The sequence below is a fragment of the Sphingobium rhizovicinum genome (assembly GCF_042647625.1).
Lineage (GTDB): Bacteria > Pseudomonadota > Alphaproteobacteria > Sphingomonadales > Sphingomonadaceae > Sphingobium > Sphingobium rhizovicinum.
In genome coordinates this window covers 732,718-749,388 of record NZ_JBHRVU010000004.1, presented here as the reverse complement: position 1 = coordinate 749,388, position 16,671 = coordinate 732,718, and the positions used below count along the sequence as shown (strand labels likewise).

Genomic DNA, 16,671 nt, shown 5'->3' with positions numbered 1-16,671 from the left:
TTGTCGCCGCACCGGCCCTCTCCCCCACCCGACCACCCAACGGCAGTATCATATGGGTGGTCGGGTGGGGGAGAGGGCCGGCGCCGATCTGTTTCAGCTTAGCTGAAACCCAAAAAGCTTAATCCGCAAAAGGATCGCGGACGAGGATGGTGTCGTCGCGTTCCGGACTGGTGGAAACCAGCGTGACCGGGCAGCCGATCAGCTCTTCGATCCGGCGGATATATTTGATCGCCTGCGCCGGCAGTTCGGCCCAGCTGCGCGCGCCGGCCGTGGTTTCGCTCCAGCCGCCGATCGTTTCATAGATCGGCTCGGCCTTCGCCTGATCCTGCGCATGGGCGGGCAGATAGTCGAACGTCTGGTCGCCAATCTTGTAACCGACACAGATTTGCAGTTCCTCAAATCCGTCCAGCACGTCCAGCTTGGTCAGCGCAATGCCGGTGACGCCCGATACGGCGACCGACTGGCGCACCAGCACCGCGTCGAACCAGCCGCAGCGGCGCTTGCGGCCGGTGACGGTGCCAAATTCATGGCCCCGCTCGCCCAGGCGCTGGCCGACGTCATTTTCCTGCTCGGTCGGGAACGGGCCGGAGCCGACGCGCGTGGTGTAGGCCTTGACGATGCCCAGCACGAAGCCGGCGCCATTGGGGCCAAGGCCGGTGCCACTCGCCGCCGTGCCCGCCACCGTGTTGGAGGAGGTGACGAAAGGATAGGTGCCATGGTCGATGTCGAGCAAAGTGCCCTGCGCGCCTTCGAACAGGATGCGCTGGCCGGCCGCCTTCGCTTTGTTCAGCGTCAGCCAGACAGGCTTCACGAAGGGCAGGATGAACTCGGCGATTTCGGTCAGGTCCGCCATCAGCTGGGCGCGGTCGATCGGCGCTTCGCCAAAGCCGGCGCGCAGCGCATCGTGATGGGCGGTCAGACGGTCGATCTGAAGGTCCAGATCATCCAGATGGGCCAGATCGCACACGCGGATGGCGCGACGACCGACCTTGTCCTCATAGGCCGGGCCGATGCCGCGACGGGTGGTGCCGATCTTGCCGGCGCCCGACGCATCCTCGCGCAGACCGTCGAGGTCGCGGTGGAAGGGCAGGATCAGCGGGCAGGTTTCGGCGATCTGGAGATTGGCCGGCGTGATTTCCACGCCCTGCCCCTTCAGCTTGGCCACTTCATCGCGGAAATGCCAGGGGTCCAGCACCACGCCATTGCCGATGACGCTGAGCGTGCCCCGCACGATGCCCGAAGGCAGCAGCGACAGCTTGTAGACCTTCTCGCCAACGACGAGCGTATGGCCGGCATTATGCCCGCCCTGGAAACGGGCGACGACATCGGCGCGTTCCGACAGCCAGTCGACGATCTTGCCCTTGCCTTCGTCGCCCCACTGAGCGCCGATCACGGTTACATTTGCCATGGATACAGTCCTCCGCCCGCCGCGCGGACCGGCCATGCCCTTCGACGGGACTCGGCATGCCGGTGGGATAGAGCGGGCGCCGCAGCACCCTATGCGGGGCGCGCGTTACCCGCGTGGGCGCGGCGCGTCAAGGCGGGAGGGGCATTACACTTTGATACAGCGTCGCGGGTTTACAACGGCTTGCCGCCCGACGATCATAGGCGCGGGGCGGACATAAGGAAGAAGATGATGCGTGGACGACTTGCCCTGTTCCTGATCCCTGCCCTGCTGACGGCCGGTGCTGCCGACGCGCAGACGCTGCGCGAACGCTGGCGTGCGCGTCTGGCCGAAGGGCAGCAGACCGCACCGGGCGGGCAGGCCATGGCCTATGGCAAGGATGCGCTCCAGACGCTCGACTTTTGGCCGGGCAAGGGCACGAAGCCGCCGCTGATCCTCTTCGTCCATGGCGGCGGCTGGAAGCGAGGCGACAAGGACAATGCCACCGGCGCGACCAAGGTCGATCATTATACCGGCCTTGGCTATGCCTTCGCCTCGATCAACTACCGGCTGGTGCCCGACGCCACGGTCGAGCAGCAGGCGCAGGATGTGGCGGACGCGATCGCCTCTCTGCGTGGCAAGGCGGGGGCAATGGGCTTCGATCCTGACCGCATCATCCTGATGGGCCATAGCGCGGGCGCGCATCTCGTCGCGCTGGTCGGCACAGACATGCGCTACTTCACCAAGGCCGGATTGCAGCCCGATGCGGTCAAGGGCGTCATCCCGCTCGACGGCGCAGCCTATGACGTCCCACGCCAGATGCAGGAAGGCGGCCGCGCCATGGCCGGCACCTATGAACAGGCCTTCGGCGCCGATCCGGCCCGACAAAAATCGCTGTCGCCGACATTACAGGCGGCAAAGCCCAACGCCCCTGCCTTCCTGATCCTGCATGTCGACCGGACAGACGGAACCGCCCAGTCCAACGCCCTCGCCGCCGCCCTCAAACAAGCCGGCACCCCGGTCGAAGTCCATGCGCTGGAAGGGCGCGGCCTGCGCGGCCATATGCAGATCAACCGGTCGATGGGCGATCCCGCCTATCCGGGCACCGCAATCGTGGATGCATGGCTGAAGCAGCTGATCGGTTAGCCCCCTCGCTTTCCCGCCCCGCGCGGGCTACACACATCCATGGCGAAGGCAGACCAGATCGCAATCCGTTTGCGCATCCTCATCGAACAGCCGGTGATCGGCGTGCGCTACAGCCTGCAAGCCAAGGACGATCAGCCACTCGATCCGAAGACGTCGCAAACCGGCGAACCGCTGTCCTTCGACCTGCCAATCCGCATCGCCCCCGGCCCGAAATTTTTCGGCGACCAGGTCCGTCGCGAAGGGCCGGTCCGACGCTTTATCTATATCCGCATCGGCCAGCTTGCCGGCGATCCGGCCTCAGACTGGTCGCGCCGGATGAAGATCGACATTCACGATCTGGACGAAACGCTGCTGGCCCGCGCGATCGAGGCGCGCGGCATCGAGATAGTGGTGAACGGCACCGGCAAGGACGGCACCCCCGCCTGCGCCACGGTGCCGCCGATCCGCCGCCAGCCGGTCGAACGCTGAAGCCGGATCAGTAAGCGCGCGGCTCCGCCCCATCCAGCCAGTGCGAACAGCGCTGGGCCGCGCCGTCCTCGTCTTCGGACAAGGCGGCAACCGTGTGCCATCCTTCCCCCCGCAGTTCAGCCGCGCGTCCGGCATCGGCGCCCAGCGGCAGGAACAGGCGCTTGGGGCTGTCGCCGCCAAAGCCCGCATCGATCAGCGGATCGGGATAGAGCGAGAAGCCCATGGCCGGCTCGTCCGCGCCATCGGCCCGCGCAATGGCGTAGCTGCCGCCACGGCCGATCTCGCCAATGAACCCTTCGGCAAAGATGGAGAAGCCGAACCAGTTCTGGAATTCAAAGCCATGCCGCTCGGTCGGATCGAGCGTCAGGGTGATGTCCCAGCCGATCGGCTTAGCAATGGCGCGCAGGCCCGCAATGCGGCTGTCGATCGCGCCGCCGATGCTGGCGCTGAACGCCTCCAGCCGCGCCATCGCCGCATGGAAGGGACCAGTCGCCTCGATCAGCGGCAGATAGGCCGCCGCCGCCGGGCTGATCGCCACCAGCGCGCCGGCATCCTTGGCGTCCAGTTCGGTACGCACCGCCTCCACCTCATTGGGCGCGAGCGGCAGCGGCCCGGCGGCCAGCGCGTCGATCAGATCGGGTAAGGTGAAGTCGATGGTGATGCCGGTCACGCCAGCCGCCTGCAACGCCTCGATCGCGATATTGACGATCTCGACCGCCGCAGCCGCGCTGTCGCTGCCGATCAGTTCGGCGCCCAACTGCATCTTCTCGCGCTCGGGGCGAAGCTGGCTCGCCTTCTGGCGAATCACCGGCCCGGCATAGGACAGGCGCAGCGGGCGCGGCGCGGCCCGCAGGCGAGTGGCGGCGATACGGCCGACCTGCGCCGTCATGTCTGGACGAAAGGCCAGCGTGCGCTGCGACACCGGGTCAACCGCGCGCACCAGATCCTGCGCGCGCATGGATTTGAGCCGCTGGGTCAGCGTATCCTCAAACTCCGCGAGCGGCGGCATGACCCGTTCATAGCCATGGGTCGCCACCGTATCCAGCACGCGGCGCGCCAGACGCGCAGAGGCTTCGGCCTGCGGCGGCAGGCGGTCGGATAATCCTTCGGGAAGAAGGCCGGGCGGGATCATGGTCATGGGACAGGCCCTTTAGCGGAATTTTGGGGTTAGGCCATCCCCAACCCTCTCCCCGGCGGGGAGAGGGTTTTTCGGGCAGCTTACGCGAAGCGCAGCAGCTTCACCGTCTTGACGCCGGTCAGGTTGCAGATTTCCCAGCGCAGCGGTTCGGCCACGGTGCCGTCGACCGACAGCAGCAGCACGGCTTCGCCGCCCTGATCGCGACGGCCCAGGTGGAAGGTGCCGATATTGACCTGCGCCTCGCCCAGCGTGGAACCCAGACGGCCGATGAAGCCGGGCGCATCCTGATTGACGATGTAGAGCATCTGACCGTCCAGATCGGCTTCCACCTTGATGCCGAACAGTTCGACCAGACGCGGCTGGGCGTGGCCGAACAGCGTGCCGGCAACCGACTTGTCACCATTGGCGGTGCTGACGGTGACGCGCACCAGCGTCTGATAGTCGCCCTCACGATCATGGCGCACTTCGCGCACGTCAAGGCCGCGCTCCTTCGCCAGGAAGGGCGCGTTGACCATGTTCACCGTGTCCGAATAGACGCGCATCAGCCCGGCGAGAACGGCGGCAGTGATCGGCTTCTGGTTCAGTTCGGCGGCATGGCCCTCGACTTCCACGGCAACGCCGGTGATGGCATCGCCTTCCAGCTGGCCGACAAGGCTGCCCAGCTTTTCCGCCAGCGCCATATAGGGCTTCAGCTTCGGCGCTTCCTCGGCCGACAGCGACGGCACGTTCAGCGCATTGGTGATGCCGCCGTCCAGCAGATAGTCGGACAGCTGATCGGCGACCTGCAACGCCACATTGACCTGCGCTTCGTCGGTCGACGCGCCCAGATGCGGGGTGCAGATGAAGTTGGGGGTGCCGAACAGCGGCGATTCCTTGGCCGGCTCGGTCTGGAACACGTCCAGCGCGGCGCCCGCCACCTGCCCCGAATCCAGCGCGTCCTTCAGCGCCGCTTCGTCGATCAGGCCACCACGCGCACAGTTGATGATGCGCACGCCCTTCTTGGTCTTGGCCAGATTTTCCTTCGACAGGATGTTGCGCGTCTGGTCGGTCAGCGGCGTGTGCAGCGTGATGAAGTCGGCCTTGGCCAGCAGCGTGTCGAGATCGGCCTTTTCCACACCCATTTCGATGGCGCGTTCCGGCGTCAGGAACGGGTCGAAGGCAACGACCTTCATCTTCAGGCCCAGCGCGCGGGTGGCGACGATCGAACCGATATTGCCGGCCCCGATCAGGCCCAGCGTCTTGCCGGTGACTTCCACGCCCATGAAGCCGTTCTTGGGCCACAGGCCCTGCTGCGTCTGGGCATTGGCTTCGGGCAGTTGGCGGGCGAGCGCGAACATCAGGGCAATGGCATGTTCGGCGGTGGTGATGGAGTTGCCGAACGGCGTGTTCATCACGATCACGCCCTTGGACGAGGCATAAGGAATGTCGACATTGTCGACACCGATGCCGGCGCGGCCGATGACCTTCAGGTTGGTCGCGGCGTCCAGGATTTCCTTCGTCACCTTGGTGGACGAACGGATGGCCAGGCCATCATAGTCGCCGATGATGGCGATCAGTTCTTCGGGCGTCTTGCCGGTGATGACGTCGACTTCGACGCCGCGCTCCTTGAAGATCGCAGCGGCGCGGGGGTCCATCTTGTCGGAAATAAGGACTTTAGGCATGGGAATATCCTTGTCTCTTGGCGCTCCTGCGAAAGCAGGAGCCCAGGGTTCATGGGCGGAACTTGGCCGCCCTGGGCTCCTGCTTTCGCAGGAGCACGGCATAGAATTGGGTTAAGCGGCAGCCTTCGTCTGGGCATAGGCCCAGTCGAGCCACGGGCCGAGCGCCTCGATGTCCGCCGTCTCGACGGTCGCGCCGCACCAGATGCGCAGGCCCGCCGGGGCGTCGCGATAACCCGCGACGTCATAAGCGGCGCCTTCCTTTTCGAGGAGAGCGGCGAACGCCTTGATGAAGGCTTCGTCCGCCCCCTCGACCGTCAGGCAGACGCTGGTGGTCGACCGCGATGCTTCATCGGCGGCGAGATGGCCCAACCAATCCCGTTCTTCGACGATCTTGTTCAGCGCCGCCGCATTGGCGTTGCTGCGCGCGATCAGGCCCTGCAAACCGCCCAGCGACTTGCCCCATTCCAGCGCGAAGATCGCATCTTCCACCGCCAGCATGGACGGGGTGTTGATGGTTTCGCCCTTGAACACGCCTTCGGCCAGCTTGCCCTTCGCCATCAGGCGGAACACCTTGGGCAGCGGCCATGCGGGCGTGTGATTTTCCAGCCGCTCAACCGCGCGGGGGCCAAGGATCAGCACGCCATGGCCGCCTTCGCCGCCCAGCACCTTCTGCCAGGAGAAGGTGGCGACGTCGATCTTGGTCCAGTCAATGTCATAAGCGAACACGGCGCTGGTCGCGTCGGCGAAGGTCAGGCCTTCACGGTCGGCCGGAATCCAGTCGGCATTCGGCACGCGCACGCCCGACGTGGTGCCGTTCCAGGTGAACAGCACGTCGTTCGAGAAATCGACGGTCGACAGGTCGGGCAGCTGGCCATAGTCGGCGCGGATCACGGTGGGGTCCAGCTTCAGCTGCTTGGCGGCGTCCGTCACCCAGCCTTCGCCAAAGCTTTCCCAGGCCAGCGTCGTGACCGGACGGGCGCCCAGCATCGTCCACATCGCCATTTCAAAGGCGCCGGTGTCGCTACCCGGCACGATGCCGATGCGGTGCGTGTCGGGCAGGTTCAGCATCTCGCGCATCAGGTCGATGCTATAGGCAAGGCGGGTCTTGCCGATCTTGGCGCGGTGCGAACGGCCGAGCGACTCCGTCGCCAGCTTGGCGGCATCCCAGCCCGGAGGCTTGGCGCAGGGACCGGAAGAGAAAAAGGGGCGGGCCGGACGGCTTACGGGCTTTGCGGCAGGCGCAAGGGTGGCGTCAACGGCAGTCAAATCAGTCATGTAATGCGTCTCCTTACAGAGAGCACGCGCGGCGTTGGGACCGCGTGGCCCGTCGGCCGCACTAATGTCGCCGGCAAAAGAGTCAAGCCGAATGTGAAAATGCGACGAACGGTGGCATTCGTTAACTTTCGTAAAGATTTGCGATGGTAAACACCCGATTCATGGAAGAGCGGGTGACGGAAACGGGTTTTCTGCGCGGCGCGGCCCTGGCCGTGCTAAGCGCAATGATGCTGAGCGCGTGCGGTGGCGATCTGGTCCCGCGCGGGCGGGTCGCGCAGGCGTCGAAGCCGGTGCGCGCGCCGGCCCAACCGGCGCTGGACACACGGCAATGTTTCGCGAAACTCGAATCGCAATCCGTCTCCTTCACCCCCCTGCCCGACCGGCATTTCGGCGGAGGATGCAGCGCAGTCGGCAGCGTCAAGCTGACCGACATCGGCGTGCCAACCACCGGGGTCGGCGCGATGACCTGCAACCTCGCCGCCAATTTCGCCGCCTGGGCGCGCTATGGCGTGCAGCCGGCCGCACGCCTGATCCTGGGCGCGGAAATCGAGAAGATAGAGACGTTCGGCACCTATAATTGCCGGCCGATCGCGGGCAGCGGAAAGTTGAGCGAACATGCGCACAGCAATGCGATCGACGTATCCGCCTTCGTCCTGTCCGACGGGCGGCGCATCAGCATTCAGAAGGACTGGAACGGCGATCGGCAGACGCGCCAGTTTCTGGCCGCCATCCATGCCAGCGCCTGCAAGCGGTTCAACACCGTGCTCAGCCCCAATTACAACGCCGCCCATCACGACCATTTTCATTTCGACATGGGCGGGCGTGGAGGGTTTTGCCGCTAAAGCGTCAGGAGGGCGGCTTTGGCCACTGTAGCGCTACTCCTGTCCTACATGGCCCGTTTTTGCGATGATCAGATTGTCGCCAGTCCCGCAGTCCGACTTTCCGATAGGATCAGGGCATTGTAACTTTATGTCGAATTCGGCGGAAAATATGCGAAGTTAAGGGTGCCTGCCGCCGCCGTCTCGCCCCGGCATGACTGCGGTCTTGGATTTGTCGCTGTCGCGCACTAGGTTGATGCGAATGACGAAAAAAGAGATTGAAGAACGCAAATTCCGCCCGGCCCGCGAAGAGGCCGATGACGCCGCCAAGCAGACCGGCACCCCACAAACCCGCAGTGAAGCCTATAAGCTGGCTTTTCAGGACGCCGAATTTCTGCTGCGAGAGGATCTGCGCCCGGTCCGCTTCCAGCTGGAATTGCTGAAACCCCAATTGCTAATGGATGAGGCGAAGATCGAATCGACCTTCGTCTTCTACGGCTCCGCCCGCATCCCCCAGCCCGATCAGGTGCAGGCGCGGATCGACGCCGCCGCCACGCCCCAGCAAAAGCGCATCGCCGAAAATCTGGGCAAGAAGGCGGTCTATTATGACGAGGCGCGCAAACTCGCCCGCATCGCCGCCCAATATCCGGTGAACGAAGCGGGGTGCCGCCACTTCGTCGTCTGTTCGGGCGGCGGCCCTTCGATCATGGAGGCGGCCAATCGCGGCGCGCAGGATGTCGGCCAGAGCACGATCGGCATGAACATCGTCCTGCCGCACGAACAGGCGCCCAACCCCTATGTCACCCCGGAACTCAGCTTCCAGTTCCATTATTTCGCGCTGCGCAAGATGCATTTCCTGCTGCGCGCCCGCGCGCTGGCGGTCTTCCCCGGCGGCTTCGGCACGTTCGACGAAATGTTCGAACTGCTGACCCTCATTCAGACCGGCAAGATGAAGCCGATCCCGATCCTGCTGTTCGGCAAGGATTTCTGGAACCGGGTGGTCGATTTCGAGGCGCTGGCCGACGAAGGCGTGATTGCGCCCAGCGACCTCAACCTCCTCACCTGGGTCGAAACCGCCGAAGACGCCTGGGCTGCGGTCCAGCGTTTCTATCAGGACAGCGCAGCACCGACCTGCTGATCCCTCTACGGCTTCCGCGCGCTGTCCCCTTGCCCTCCCCGCCCGGTAAGACTAGGGCGCGGCCATGCGCGCGGATATGGCCCATATCGACAGCTGGATCTTCGATCTGGACAATACGCTCTATCCGGCGAAGGCGGACCTGTTCGCGCTGATCGACGTCAAGATGGGCGAATATATTCAGGGTCTGCTCGGCTGTGATCCGGTCATCGCCCGCCAGACCCAGAAACGCTATTTCATGGAGCATGGCACGACCCTGTCGGGGCTGATGCACCATCACGGGATCGAACCGCGCGAGTTTCTCGACTATGTCCATGACATTTCGATGGAGCGGCTGACGGTCGACGCCGATCTCAATGCACGCATCGCCGCGCTGCCGGGCCGCCGCCTGATCTTCACCAATGGCGACGCCGCCTATGCGGGCCGCGTGCTCGACAAGCTCGGCCTGACCGGCGCGTTCGAACTGATCCACGACATCCACGCCTGCCAATATGTGCCCAAGCCCGACCCGTCGGGCTATGACCAGCTTTGCCGCGTCCATGCCATCGATCCGACCCGCGCCGCCTTTTTCGAGGATATGGCCCGCAACCTGCGCCCGGCCAAGGCGATCGGCATGACCACCATCTGGGTCAATAACGGTTCCGAAGCGGGCGACCATGACCATCATCCCGATTTCATCGATTTCGAAACCGACCATCTGACGCCATTTCTGGCCGACATCATTGGGGACTGAACCATGAGCCAAGACCTGATCGCCACCATCGACGCCGCGTGGGAAGACCGCGCCAACGTCAACCTTCAGACGCAGGGCGACGTCCGCCAGGCGGTCGACAAGGCGCTCGCCCTGCTCGACAGCGGCGAACTGCGCGTCGCGCAGCCGACCGCCGATGGCTGGCAGGTCAATCAATGGGCCAAGAAGGCCGTGCTGCTCTCCTTCCGCCTGAACGACAACGCCATGATCGACAATGGCCCCGGCGCGGGCCATTGGTGGGACAAGGTGCCCAGCAAGTTCGCCGGCTGGGACGAGGCCGCCTTCCGCGCCGCCGGCTTCCGCGCCGTGCCGGGCAGCTTCGCCCGCGCCGGCGCGCATATCGCCAAGAATGTCATCCTGATGCCCAGCTTCGTCAACATCGGCGCGTTCGTCGATGAAGGCACGATGGTCGACACCTGGGTCACGGTCGGCAGCTGCGCCCAGATCGGCAAGAATGTCCATCTGTCGGGCGGCGTCGGCATCGGCGGCGTGCTGGAACCGCTTCAGGCCGACCCGGTCATCATCGAGGATGACTGCTTCATCGGCGCGCGCTCCGAAGTGGTGGAAGGCGTGCGCATCGGCAAGGGTTCGGTGCTCTCGATGGGCGTGTTCATCGGCATGTCGACCAAGATCGTCGACCGCGCCACCGGCGAAGTCTTCATCGGCGAAGTCCCGCCTTACTCGGTCGTCGTCCCCGGCAGCCTGCCCGGCAAGCCCCTGCCCGACGGCACGCCCGGCCCCAGCCTCTATTGCGCCGTGATCGTCAAACGCGTCGACGCCCAGACCCGGTCGAAGACGGGCATCAACGAACTGCTGCGCGACTGATCATAAGCCGGGCGGCGCAACCATGCGCCGCCCACGGTTTTGCGGCGACGGCGCCGTCTGCATGGGCATGACAGCTTCCCATAGTCGCCTCCTTATCGTCGACAAGGACACCGGCCTGCTGGCCAGCCTGGCGGATGAATTCGCCCCTTATGGCTTCGTGATCGACGCCGCGCAAAGCGCCGGGCAGATGCGCGACCGGCTGGCGGGGCAGGACTATGCGCTGGTGATCCTCGACATCATGAGCGTGCCGGGCGAAGCGCCGGCCGTGCTGCGCGATCTGGCGATCGAACGCCGCCTGCCGGTAATCGTCCATTCGGCCGCCTGCGTCGATGGGGAGCGGATCGCCGCGCTGGAAATGGGCGCGGAAGATTGCCTGTGCAAACCCGCCAATCCGCGCGAATTGCTGGCCCGCATCCGCACCACGCTGCGCAGCCGCGCCCGCATGGCGGCGCAACCGGACAGGGCGGCCGGCCGCGCCGTCGCGTCGTTCGAAGGGTGGCGCGTTGACCTGACCACGGGCCAGCTTTTCACCCCCATCGGCGCGCCCGTCGCCCTGTCCGACGGCGAGTTTCAGCTGCTCCGGGTCTTCATCCAGCATCCGCGCAAAGTGTTGGATCGCGGCCAGTTGCTCGATCAGGTCTATGGATCGACCAGCGACCATTTCGACAGGTCGATCGACGTGCAGCTATGCCGCCTGCGCCGCAAATTGTCCGCCAGCGGCCTGAAAGGTCCGGTGATCCGCACCATCCGCAACGAAGGCTATATGTTCGTTCATCCCGTGACGCACTGAAAAATTTTACAGCCCTGCCTCGATCGCAAGGCGAATCGCCTCCGCCGCCGTGCGCACGTCCAGCGCGCGCAGCATCGCGGCGCGGTGCATCTTCACCGTCCGCTCGGTCAGGCCCAGATCAAACGCGATCTGCTTGTTCAGCCGCCCTTCCGCCATCGCGATCAGCACCGTGCGCTGACGATCGGTCAGCGCCGCGATCCGGTCACGCGCGTCATCCGCCCGCCCATCCTGCACCGCAACCTGCGATCCCAGAAAATAATCGACGCTGCCGTCCGCCGCAAAGATCGGCGCGATCATCACGGCGTTGCGGAAAGCCGTGCCATCCTTGCGGAAATTGCGCAGTTCGACCAGCACCGGCCGCTCGTCGCGCAATCCTGCCCGGATCAGATGGGTCGCCGCGCATTCCGGATCCCCTCCGGCAAGAAAACGGCAATTGCGCCCGATAATCTCGTCACGGGCATAGCCGGTCAGCGCGATGAAAGCGTCGTTGCATTCGACGATTGGATTGTCGGGCAGGCGCGGATTGGTGATGACCGCCGCCATGGCGCTTCCGGCAATCATTTCGGACAGGGACATGGACAGGGCACCAGATAACGAAAAAGGGCGCTGCGGACGCAGCGCCCTCCTGTCATGTTGCCCAATCTGGACCCTAGTCGCAAGCCGCTCAAATCAGCCCGGGAAGTTGCCGGCGAAGGCAAAGTCCTCGATCGGCTTGCGATCGCTGGGGAATTCTCGCGCCTGAAGGGCTTCGGGCAGAACCGTCTTGTCGCCCTGCTTGCCGATCGCGACCGCCGCCTCGATCCGGAAGCGGTCGGGCACGCCCAACTCCGCGCGCGCCTTGTCGAAATCGACGCCGGTCATGCCATGGGTGTGATAGCCCAGCCGTGTTGCCTGCAACGCCAGCAGCGCCCAGGCCGCGCCCGCGTCGAAACTATGGCTGTGCGACGGCTTATAATCTTCCGATCCCGGCGCCGCCATCAGCGTGTCGGACAGGATGAAGACGATCGCGCCGGAATGCTGAACCCAACTCTGGTTGAAGGGCAGCAGCACGTTCAGAAAACGCTGCCAGTCGGCGCTGTCGCGATGGGCGTAGAGAAAGCGCCAGGGCTGGTAATTAAACGCCGACGGCGCCCAGCGGGCCGCGTCGAAAATCGTGTCCAGATCATCCTGCGAAATGGCCGACCCATCAAAGGCGCGGGGCGACCAGCGATCGAGGAACAATGTGTCGACGGCGCGCGTGACGGCGCGGATATTGGTGGCCATGCTTTCTCCTGAAAGACTGTTGCGACGGTGGAACCAGCCCGATGTAGGCGCTTTGCCGCAAATGCGAAGAGGTCAGCCGACGCTTTCGCACAAGGTGGCTTGCGAAACAGGCTCTTCGCGCGCCGCGATCAGGGCGTCGGCATCGCGCTCCAGCAGCACGATGGCAGGCTCGCGCAACAACGCCTGCGACAGGCGGGTGCGCCAGCGGGCAAAAAGCCCATCCTGTTCAAGATCGTCCTGCATATGTCCTCTCGACCGATTCGCACGGCTTATCTACCGATACTATAGAGTATCGGCGCGCAAGCAATGCTGGCGTTGCGGACAGAAAAGCTATCGGGGGATCAGGCGGGCACGCGCGCCTTACGATCCGCCTTCCGCCGGTCGCACGCCATCAGGTGGCAGGCCGCATCCGGCTCGCCCCGTCCCGGTTCCCTGCGCTTGCCCGGCGGCGTCCAGCCGGGCGGCGGCGGGCCGCAAAATCCCGCCTGCATGCCCCCCGGCGTCGCCATCGCGGCATGCGGCGCAATCGCCGTGGCGATCAGCGCCAGCAGCATCAGGCCGCTAAACCGCATGGCTGAACCGTTGTTCGGCCGGTTGCAGATAGGCGTCGAAACAGGCGGCGATGGCGCGGGCATAGGGCAAAGCCTGCGGCGTCAGCGCCACCCGGCCGGGGCTTATCCGCACCAGCGCCAGCGCCGCGAACCGCGACAGGTCGGGCATGGCCATGCCTTCACCCAGCTGCGCCTCGCCCCGGCATAGCAGCGCCTCTATCACCCGACCGCGCCGGCGATCGTCGGCCGTGCGCAGCGTGCCGCGCGCCGCGCTCAGTTGACCGCTGTCGATCCGGTCGCGCCATGGCCCGGCGCGCTTTTCATTCTGGACGATCAGATCGGGAAACTGGCTGATCGCGCTGGCGCCAAAGCCCAGCAGCACATCGGCCGGATCATCGGTGAAACCCTGAAAATTGCGCCGCAGCTGCCCCAGTCGGGCCGCCAGCGCCAGCCCGTCGCCCGGCAGCGCGAAATGATCGAAGCCGATCGCGTCATAGCCCGCCGCCCGCAATCTTTCATGCCCCGCCCCCGCCATGGCGAAGCGGGTCGCCAGATCGGGCAGGTCCGCCGCATCGATCCGGCGCTGGCGCGGCAACAGGCGCGGCATATGGGCATAGCCGAACAAGGCGATCCGCGCCGGCGCCATCCGCACGCTGGCGTCCAGAGTCGCCAGCAGATCGTCCATCGTCTGGCCCGGCAACCCGTACATCAGATCGAAGCCGGTCGCGATGCCGACGCGGGCGAAGCCCTCGACCGCGCGCTCCACCATGTCGATCGGCTGCACCCGCCCGATCCGCGCCTGCACATGGGGGGTGAAGGTCTGCACGCCCAGATTGACCCGGTCGACGCCCATCGCCGCCATCGCATCGATCCATGGCCCATCCAGCCGGCGCGGGTCCAGTTCGACCGAAATCTGCGCATCCCGCGTCTCGAAACAGAGCGTCAGTTGCTGGAGCAGGCGAATGAAATCGACCAACGGCAGCGAATTGGGGCTGCCCCCGCCAAAGGCGATGCGCGTCACCCTTCCCCGCCCGCCCAGTCGCGCGGCGATCATCGCGATTTCGCGCTCCAGCGCCTCGACATAGGCGGACAGGCGCTGCGCCTTGTTCGCCGCGCCGGTGTTGCAGCCGCAATACCAGCATATGTCGTGGCAATAGGGGATATGGATATAGAGGGAGAGCGGCGCATCGGCCGGCAGCGCGTCGAGCCGCACGGCCAGATCAGCCGCCCCGACAGTATCGCCAAATTGCGCGGCGGTGGGATAGCTGGTGTAGCGCGGCACCGGCCGGGCCAGCAGGTCGGGGTGATAGGTCCACATGACCGGACGATCGCATCGCCCGCCCCGCCCTGCATTGCGCCATGTCAAAAATCCCGTTGCGCTCGATCAATGCCGACGCGCGGCGCAGGGCGCAAAGGCGGTTCACCACCCAGAGGGAAGGAGAACCCCTATGCATATCGAGGCCCTGTCGATGGGCGCTGCGGCCATCATGGCGATGGGCGCGGGCGCGCTGGCCACCCCCGCCATGGCGAAAGAAGGCGACGTGCTGATCCGCCTGCGCGGCATCATGGTCGCCCCCAATGAAAAGAGCGGCAGCATCCTGCCCGCCTTCCCCGGCGAAAAGGCCAGCGTCGACAATGCGGTGACGCCCGAAGTCGACGTCACCTATATGGCGACCGACAATATCGGGTTCGAACTGATCGCCGCCACCACCAAACATTCGGCCAGCGGCCGCACCGGCACCACCGGATCGCTCGGCAAGCTGGCGTCGACGTGGGTGCTGCCGCCCACGCTGACGGCCCAATATCATTTCCTGCCCGAAGCCAGGGTCCGCCCCTATGTCGGTGCAGGCGTCAACTACACGCTTTTCTATAATGAAAAGCCCTCTGGCGCGCTGGAGGGCGCCGTCGGCGACACGAAGGTGCATATGTCCGACAGCTTCGGCTGGGCGGCGCAGGCGGGCGTGGACATCGACATCAACGACAAGATGTTCCTGAACCTGGACGTCAAATATATCGACATCGACACCACGGCGCGCCTGTCCACCACGGCGGCGGGCGTCCAGAAGGTGCGGATCAACCTCGACCCGCTGGTCTTCGGCGTCGGCATCGGCTTCCGGCTGTGACAGAAAAGGGGCGGCGATCCGGTCGGATCACCGCCCCCCCGCCCTTCTTGCCGTATCAGGCCGTATCAGGCCGTTTCAGGCCGCCAGCGCCTTGACTTCAAAGGGCAGATTTTCGCCATCCGCCTGCGTCAGGATCAGCCGGCTGCCCGATCGTATTTCCGCAGTCTCTAGCCGGAACGGCGCCTGATCGGGCGGATAGGAACAGGCCCAGCCTTCGGCCGTGCGCAACAGATGGCCGTGGCGATCCGGCTCATTGGGCCAGAAACGGCGCACGGTCGCATATTCAGGATGGTGGCGATATTCCTGTTCGTCGATCCGCCCGTCCGGCTCCAGCGGCAGCCGCAACACATAGCTGCGCGCGGCGGAGCCATTGGGAAAGGCCGGCGTGCGGGCAAGCTCCAGGCGTATCGTGGTCCACGTCATGCCGGTTTCAATCCCTTTTCAAGTCCGGAAATGCTATAAGGACTATCCCGGATAGTGGTCGCACGGGGGGAAGGTCTAATCCGGTCGAGAACGAACGGAGCCGTGCCATGAAGACCATAGTGCTGCATATCCACGACGATCTGGGCGCCGAAAGCCGGTTGCAGGCCGCCTGCGATCTGGCCCGTGCCGCCCGCGCCCATGTCCAGTGCGTTCAGGTGACGCCCCTGCCGGAGATGATCGCGGCGGGCGCGCAGGACGGGCTGGGCTTTTCGCCCGTCATCGCCGCCGAACTCCACGCCATAGACGAAGCCTTCCGCACCCGGATGGAAGCGCGTTTCGCGCAGGAAGATGTCGCCTGGGACTGGCGCCAGAAAAATGGCGACAGCCTGCCCGGCCTGCTGGATGCGGCGAAGCTGGCCGACCTGATCGTCGCCAGCCTGCCCGAAGCGGGGCACAGCAGCGCGCAGGATCCTCTGCCCATCGCCGCCGATCTCGCCATGGGCGGCCGCACCCCGGTGCTGGCGGTGCCCCCGTCCGCTAGGGGCTTTGCCGCCGCCGGCCGCGCGCTGGTCGCCTGGGATGGATCGCATGCCGCCGCCGCCGCGTTGCGCGCCGCCATTCCGCTGCTGCAACTGTCGCAGGCGGTGGAGATCGTGACGGTCGAGGATAGAGACACGCCCTTCCCCGCCACCGAAGCGCCCGAATATCTGGCCCGCCACGGCATAAAGGCGCAACTGCACAGCTGGCCCCGCGCCGACCGGCCGACCGAAATCGCCCTGCGGGACGCGATCGCCACGCTGCGCGCCGACTGGATGGTGATGGGCGCGTTCGGCCATAGCCGCTGGCGCGAACTGATCTTCGGCGGCGTCACCCGATCGCTGCTGCGCACTGCGCCCGTACCGCTCTTGCTGGCGCACTGA

Annotated in this window: 19 protein-coding genes; 9 read left to right on the top strand and 10 right to left on the bottom strand. The window is 65.4% G+C overall.

What is annotated here, in order from left to right:
* Positions 1-118: 118 nt before the first annotated feature.
* The gene (locus ACFOKF_RS05050) at positions 119-1,408 is read right to left on the bottom strand and encodes an adenylosuccinate synthase (protein WP_380793699.1); all 1,290 of its coding nucleotides are present in this window, start codon (positions 1,406-1,408) and stop codon (positions 119-121) included.
* A gap of 228 nt (positions 1,409-1,636) precedes the next feature.
* Here ACFOKF_RS05050 and ACFOKF_RS05045 point away from each other — a divergent pair, with 228 nt between their 5' ends.
* Together ACFOKF_RS05045 and ACFOKF_RS05040 are read left to right on the top strand one after the other, a co-directional pair.
* Positions 1,637-2,530: an alpha/beta hydrolase gene (locus ACFOKF_RS05045; protein ID WP_380797661.1), complete on the top strand. Its 894-nt coding sequence runs from the start codon at positions 1,637-1,639 to the stop codon at positions 2,528-2,530.
* 39 nt (positions 2,531-2,569) lie between these two features.
* On the top strand, positions 2,570-2,998 hold the full coding sequence (locus tag ACFOKF_RS05040; RefSeq protein WP_380793697.1) for a DUF5990 family protein: 429 nt from the start codon (positions 2,570-2,572) through the stop codon (positions 2,996-2,998).
* A gap of 7 nt (positions 2,999-3,005) precedes the next feature.
* Here ACFOKF_RS05040 and ACFOKF_RS05035 read toward each other — a convergent pair whose 3' ends face one another.
* From ACFOKF_RS05035 to ACFOKF_RS05025, 3 genes are all read right to left on the bottom strand, one after another.
* The gene (locus tag ACFOKF_RS05035) at positions 3,006-4,136 is read right to left on the bottom strand and encodes an ATP phosphoribosyltransferase regulatory subunit (RefSeq protein ID WP_380793695.1); all 1,131 of its coding nucleotides are present in this window, start codon (positions 4,134-4,136) and stop codon (positions 3,006-3,008) included.
* A gap of 80 nt (positions 4,137-4,216) precedes the next feature.
* Complete coding sequence (serA, locus tag ACFOKF_RS05030; protein WP_380793693.1) at positions 4,217-5,797, bottom strand: phosphoglycerate dehydrogenase; 1,581 nt, start codon at positions 5,795-5,797, stop codon at positions 4,217-4,219.
* 111 nt (positions 5,798-5,908) lie between these two features.
* Complete coding sequence (locus tag ACFOKF_RS05025; protein ID WP_380793691.1) at positions 5,909-7,072, bottom strand: phosphoserine transaminase; 1,164 nt, start codon at positions 7,070-7,072, stop codon at positions 5,909-5,911.
* A gap of 161 nt (positions 7,073-7,233) precedes the next feature.
* Between ACFOKF_RS05025 and ACFOKF_RS05020 the strand changes: the two genes are divergently transcribed.
* The 5 genes from ACFOKF_RS05020 to ACFOKF_RS05000 all read left to right on the top strand — a co-directional run bounded on the left by ACFOKF_RS05020 (position 7,234) and on the right by ACFOKF_RS05000 (position 11,391).
* Positions 7,234-7,914, top strand: a complete 681-nt coding sequence (locus ACFOKF_RS05020; protein ID WP_380797659.1) for an extensin-like domain-containing protein — start codon at positions 7,234-7,236, stop codon at positions 7,912-7,914.
* 238 nt (positions 7,915-8,152) lie between these two features.
* On the top strand, positions 8,153-9,028 hold the full coding sequence (locus ACFOKF_RS05015) for an LOG family protein (protein ID WP_380793689.1): 876 nt from the start codon (positions 8,153-8,155) through the stop codon (positions 9,026-9,028).
* A gap of 64 nt (positions 9,029-9,092) precedes the next feature.
* Positions 9,093-9,758: a pyrimidine 5'-nucleotidase gene (locus tag ACFOKF_RS05010; RefSeq protein WP_380793687.1), complete on the top strand. Its 666-nt coding sequence runs from the start codon at positions 9,093-9,095 to the stop codon at positions 9,756-9,758.
* A 3-nt stretch (positions 9,759-9,761) separates the two neighbouring features.
* Complete coding sequence (dapD, locus tag ACFOKF_RS05005; RefSeq protein ID WP_380793685.1) at positions 9,762-10,601, top strand: 2,3,4,5-tetrahydropyridine-2,6-dicarboxylate N-succinyltransferase; 840 nt, start codon at positions 9,762-9,764, stop codon at positions 10,599-10,601.
* A 61-nt stretch (positions 10,602-10,662) separates the two neighbouring features.
* The gene (locus ACFOKF_RS05000) at positions 10,663-11,391 is read left to right on the top strand and encodes a winged helix-turn-helix domain-containing protein (RefSeq protein ID WP_380793684.1); all 729 of its coding nucleotides are present in this window, start codon (positions 10,663-10,665) and stop codon (positions 11,389-11,391) included.
* 6 nt (positions 11,392-11,397) lie between these two features.
* Here the strand turns inward: ACFOKF_RS05000 and ACFOKF_RS04995 are convergent, their stop codons facing one another.
* From ACFOKF_RS04995 to ACFOKF_RS04975, 5 genes are all read right to left on the bottom strand, one after another.
* Entirely contained in the window at positions 11,398-11,967 is a 570-nt protein-coding gene (locus ACFOKF_RS04995) for a PAS domain-containing protein (protein ID WP_380793682.1), read from the bottom strand.
* Between the two features lie 93 nt (positions 11,968-12,060).
* Complete coding sequence (locus ACFOKF_RS04990) at positions 12,061-12,654, bottom strand: nitroreductase family protein (protein WP_380793680.1); 594 nt, start codon at positions 12,652-12,654, stop codon at positions 12,061-12,063.
* Positions 12,655-12,726: 72 nt separating this feature from the next.
* A complete protein-coding gene (locus ACFOKF_RS04985) occupies positions 12,727-12,897 on the bottom strand; it encodes a hypothetical protein (RefSeq protein ID WP_380793678.1) in 171 nt (56 codons plus the stop codon).
* Positions 12,898-12,995: 98 nt separating this feature from the next.
* Complete coding sequence (locus tag ACFOKF_RS04980) at positions 12,996-13,226, bottom strand: hypothetical protein (RefSeq protein ID WP_380793676.1); 231 nt, start codon at positions 13,224-13,226, stop codon at positions 12,996-12,998.
* Entirely contained in the window at positions 13,216-14,523 is a 1,308-nt protein-coding gene (locus ACFOKF_RS04975) for a radical SAM protein (protein ID WP_380793674.1), read from the bottom strand. Before ACFOKF_RS04975 ends, ACFOKF_RS04980 begins: the two co-directional genes overlap by 11 nt.
* A gap of 151 nt (positions 14,524-14,674) precedes the next feature.
* On the opposite strand from ACFOKF_RS04975, the gene ACFOKF_RS04970 reads away from it, so the two are divergent.
* Complete coding sequence (locus tag ACFOKF_RS04970; protein WP_380797657.1) at positions 14,675-15,328, top strand: OmpW/AlkL family protein; 654 nt, start codon at positions 14,675-14,677, stop codon at positions 15,326-15,328.
* A 75-nt stretch (positions 15,329-15,403) separates the two neighbouring features.
* Here the strand turns inward: ACFOKF_RS04970 and ACFOKF_RS04965 are convergent, their stop codons facing one another.
* Positions 15,404-15,751, bottom strand: a complete 348-nt coding sequence (locus ACFOKF_RS04965) for a hypothetical protein (protein WP_380793672.1) — start codon at positions 15,749-15,751, stop codon at positions 15,404-15,406.
* Positions 15,752-15,858: 107 nt separating this feature from the next.
* Here ACFOKF_RS04965 and ACFOKF_RS04960 point away from each other — a divergent pair, with 107 nt between their 5' ends.
* Positions 15,859-16,671: a universal stress protein gene (locus ACFOKF_RS04960; RefSeq protein WP_380793670.1), complete on the top strand. Its 813-nt coding sequence runs from the start codon at positions 15,859-15,861 to the stop codon at positions 16,669-16,671.

Excerpts from the sequence above, each read along its gene's own strand:
- serA (WP_380793693.1), bottom strand. The coding sequence starts at position 5,797 with ATGCCTAAAGTCCTTATTTCCGACAAGATGGACCCCCGCGCCGCTGCG.
- ACFOKF_RS05000 (WP_380793684.1), top strand. The coding sequence starts at position 10,663 with ATGGGCATGACAGCTTCCCATAGTCGCCTCCTTATCGTCGACAAGGAC.
- dapD (WP_380793685.1), top strand. The coding sequence starts at position 9,762 with ATGAGCCAAGACCTGATCGCCACCATCGACGCCGCGTGGGAAGACCGC.
- ACFOKF_RS05010 (WP_380793687.1), top strand. The coding sequence starts at position 9,093 with ATGCGCGCGGATATGGCCCATATCGACAGCTGGATCTTCGATCTGGAC.
- ACFOKF_RS04985 (WP_380793678.1), bottom strand. The coding sequence starts at position 12,897 with ATGCAGGACGATCTTGAACAGGATGGGCTTTTTGCCCGCTGGCGCACC.
- ACFOKF_RS04990 (WP_380793680.1), bottom strand. The coding sequence starts at position 12,654 with ATGGCCACCAATATCCGCGCCGTCACGCGCGCCGTCGACACATTGTTC.
- ACFOKF_RS05035 (WP_380793695.1), bottom strand. The coding sequence starts at position 4,136 with ATGACCATGATCCCGCCCGGCCTTCTTCCCGAAGGATTATCCGACCGC.
- ACFOKF_RS05040 (WP_380793697.1), top strand. The coding sequence starts at position 2,570 with ATGGCGAAGGCAGACCAGATCGCAATCCGTTTGCGCATCCTCATCGAA.
- ACFOKF_RS05015 (WP_380793689.1), top strand. The coding sequence starts at position 8,153 with ATGACGAAAAAAGAGATTGAAGAACGCAAATTCCGCCCGGCCCGCGAA.
- ACFOKF_RS05050 (WP_380793699.1), bottom strand. The coding sequence starts at position 1,408 with ATGGCAAATGTAACCGTGATCGGCGCTCAGTGGGGCGACGAAGGCAAG.
- ACFOKF_RS04965 (WP_380793672.1), bottom strand. The coding sequence starts at position 15,751 with ATGACGTGGACCACGATACGCCTGGAGCTTGCCCGCACGCCGGCCTTT.
- ACFOKF_RS04970 (WP_380797657.1), top strand. The coding sequence starts at position 14,675 with ATGGGCGCTGCGGCCATCATGGCGATGGGCGCGGGCGCGCTGGCCACC.
- ACFOKF_RS05025 (WP_380793691.1), bottom strand. The coding sequence starts at position 7,072 with ATGACTGATTTGACTGCCGTTGACGCCACCCTTGCGCCTGCCGCAAAG.
- ACFOKF_RS04960 (WP_380793670.1), top strand. The coding sequence starts at position 15,859 with ATGAAGACCATAGTGCTGCATATCCACGACGATCTGGGCGCCGAAAGC.
- ACFOKF_RS05020 (WP_380797659.1), top strand. The coding sequence starts at position 7,234 with ATGGAAGAGCGGGTGACGGAAACGGGTTTTCTGCGCGGCGCGGCCCTG.
- ACFOKF_RS04995 (WP_380793682.1), bottom strand. The coding sequence starts at position 11,967 with ATGTCCCTGTCCGAAATGATTGCCGGAAGCGCCATGGCGGCGGTCATC.
- ACFOKF_RS05045 (WP_380797661.1), top strand. The coding sequence starts at position 1,637 with ATGCGTGGACGACTTGCCCTGTTCCTGATCCCTGCCCTGCTGACGGCC.
- ACFOKF_RS04980 (WP_380793676.1), bottom strand. The coding sequence starts at position 13,226 with ATGCGGTTTAGCGGCCTGATGCTGCTGGCGCTGATCGCCACGGCGATT.
- ACFOKF_RS04975 (WP_380793674.1), bottom strand. The coding sequence starts at position 14,523 with ATGTGGACCTATCACCCCGACCTGCTGGCCCGGCCGGTGCCGCGCTAC.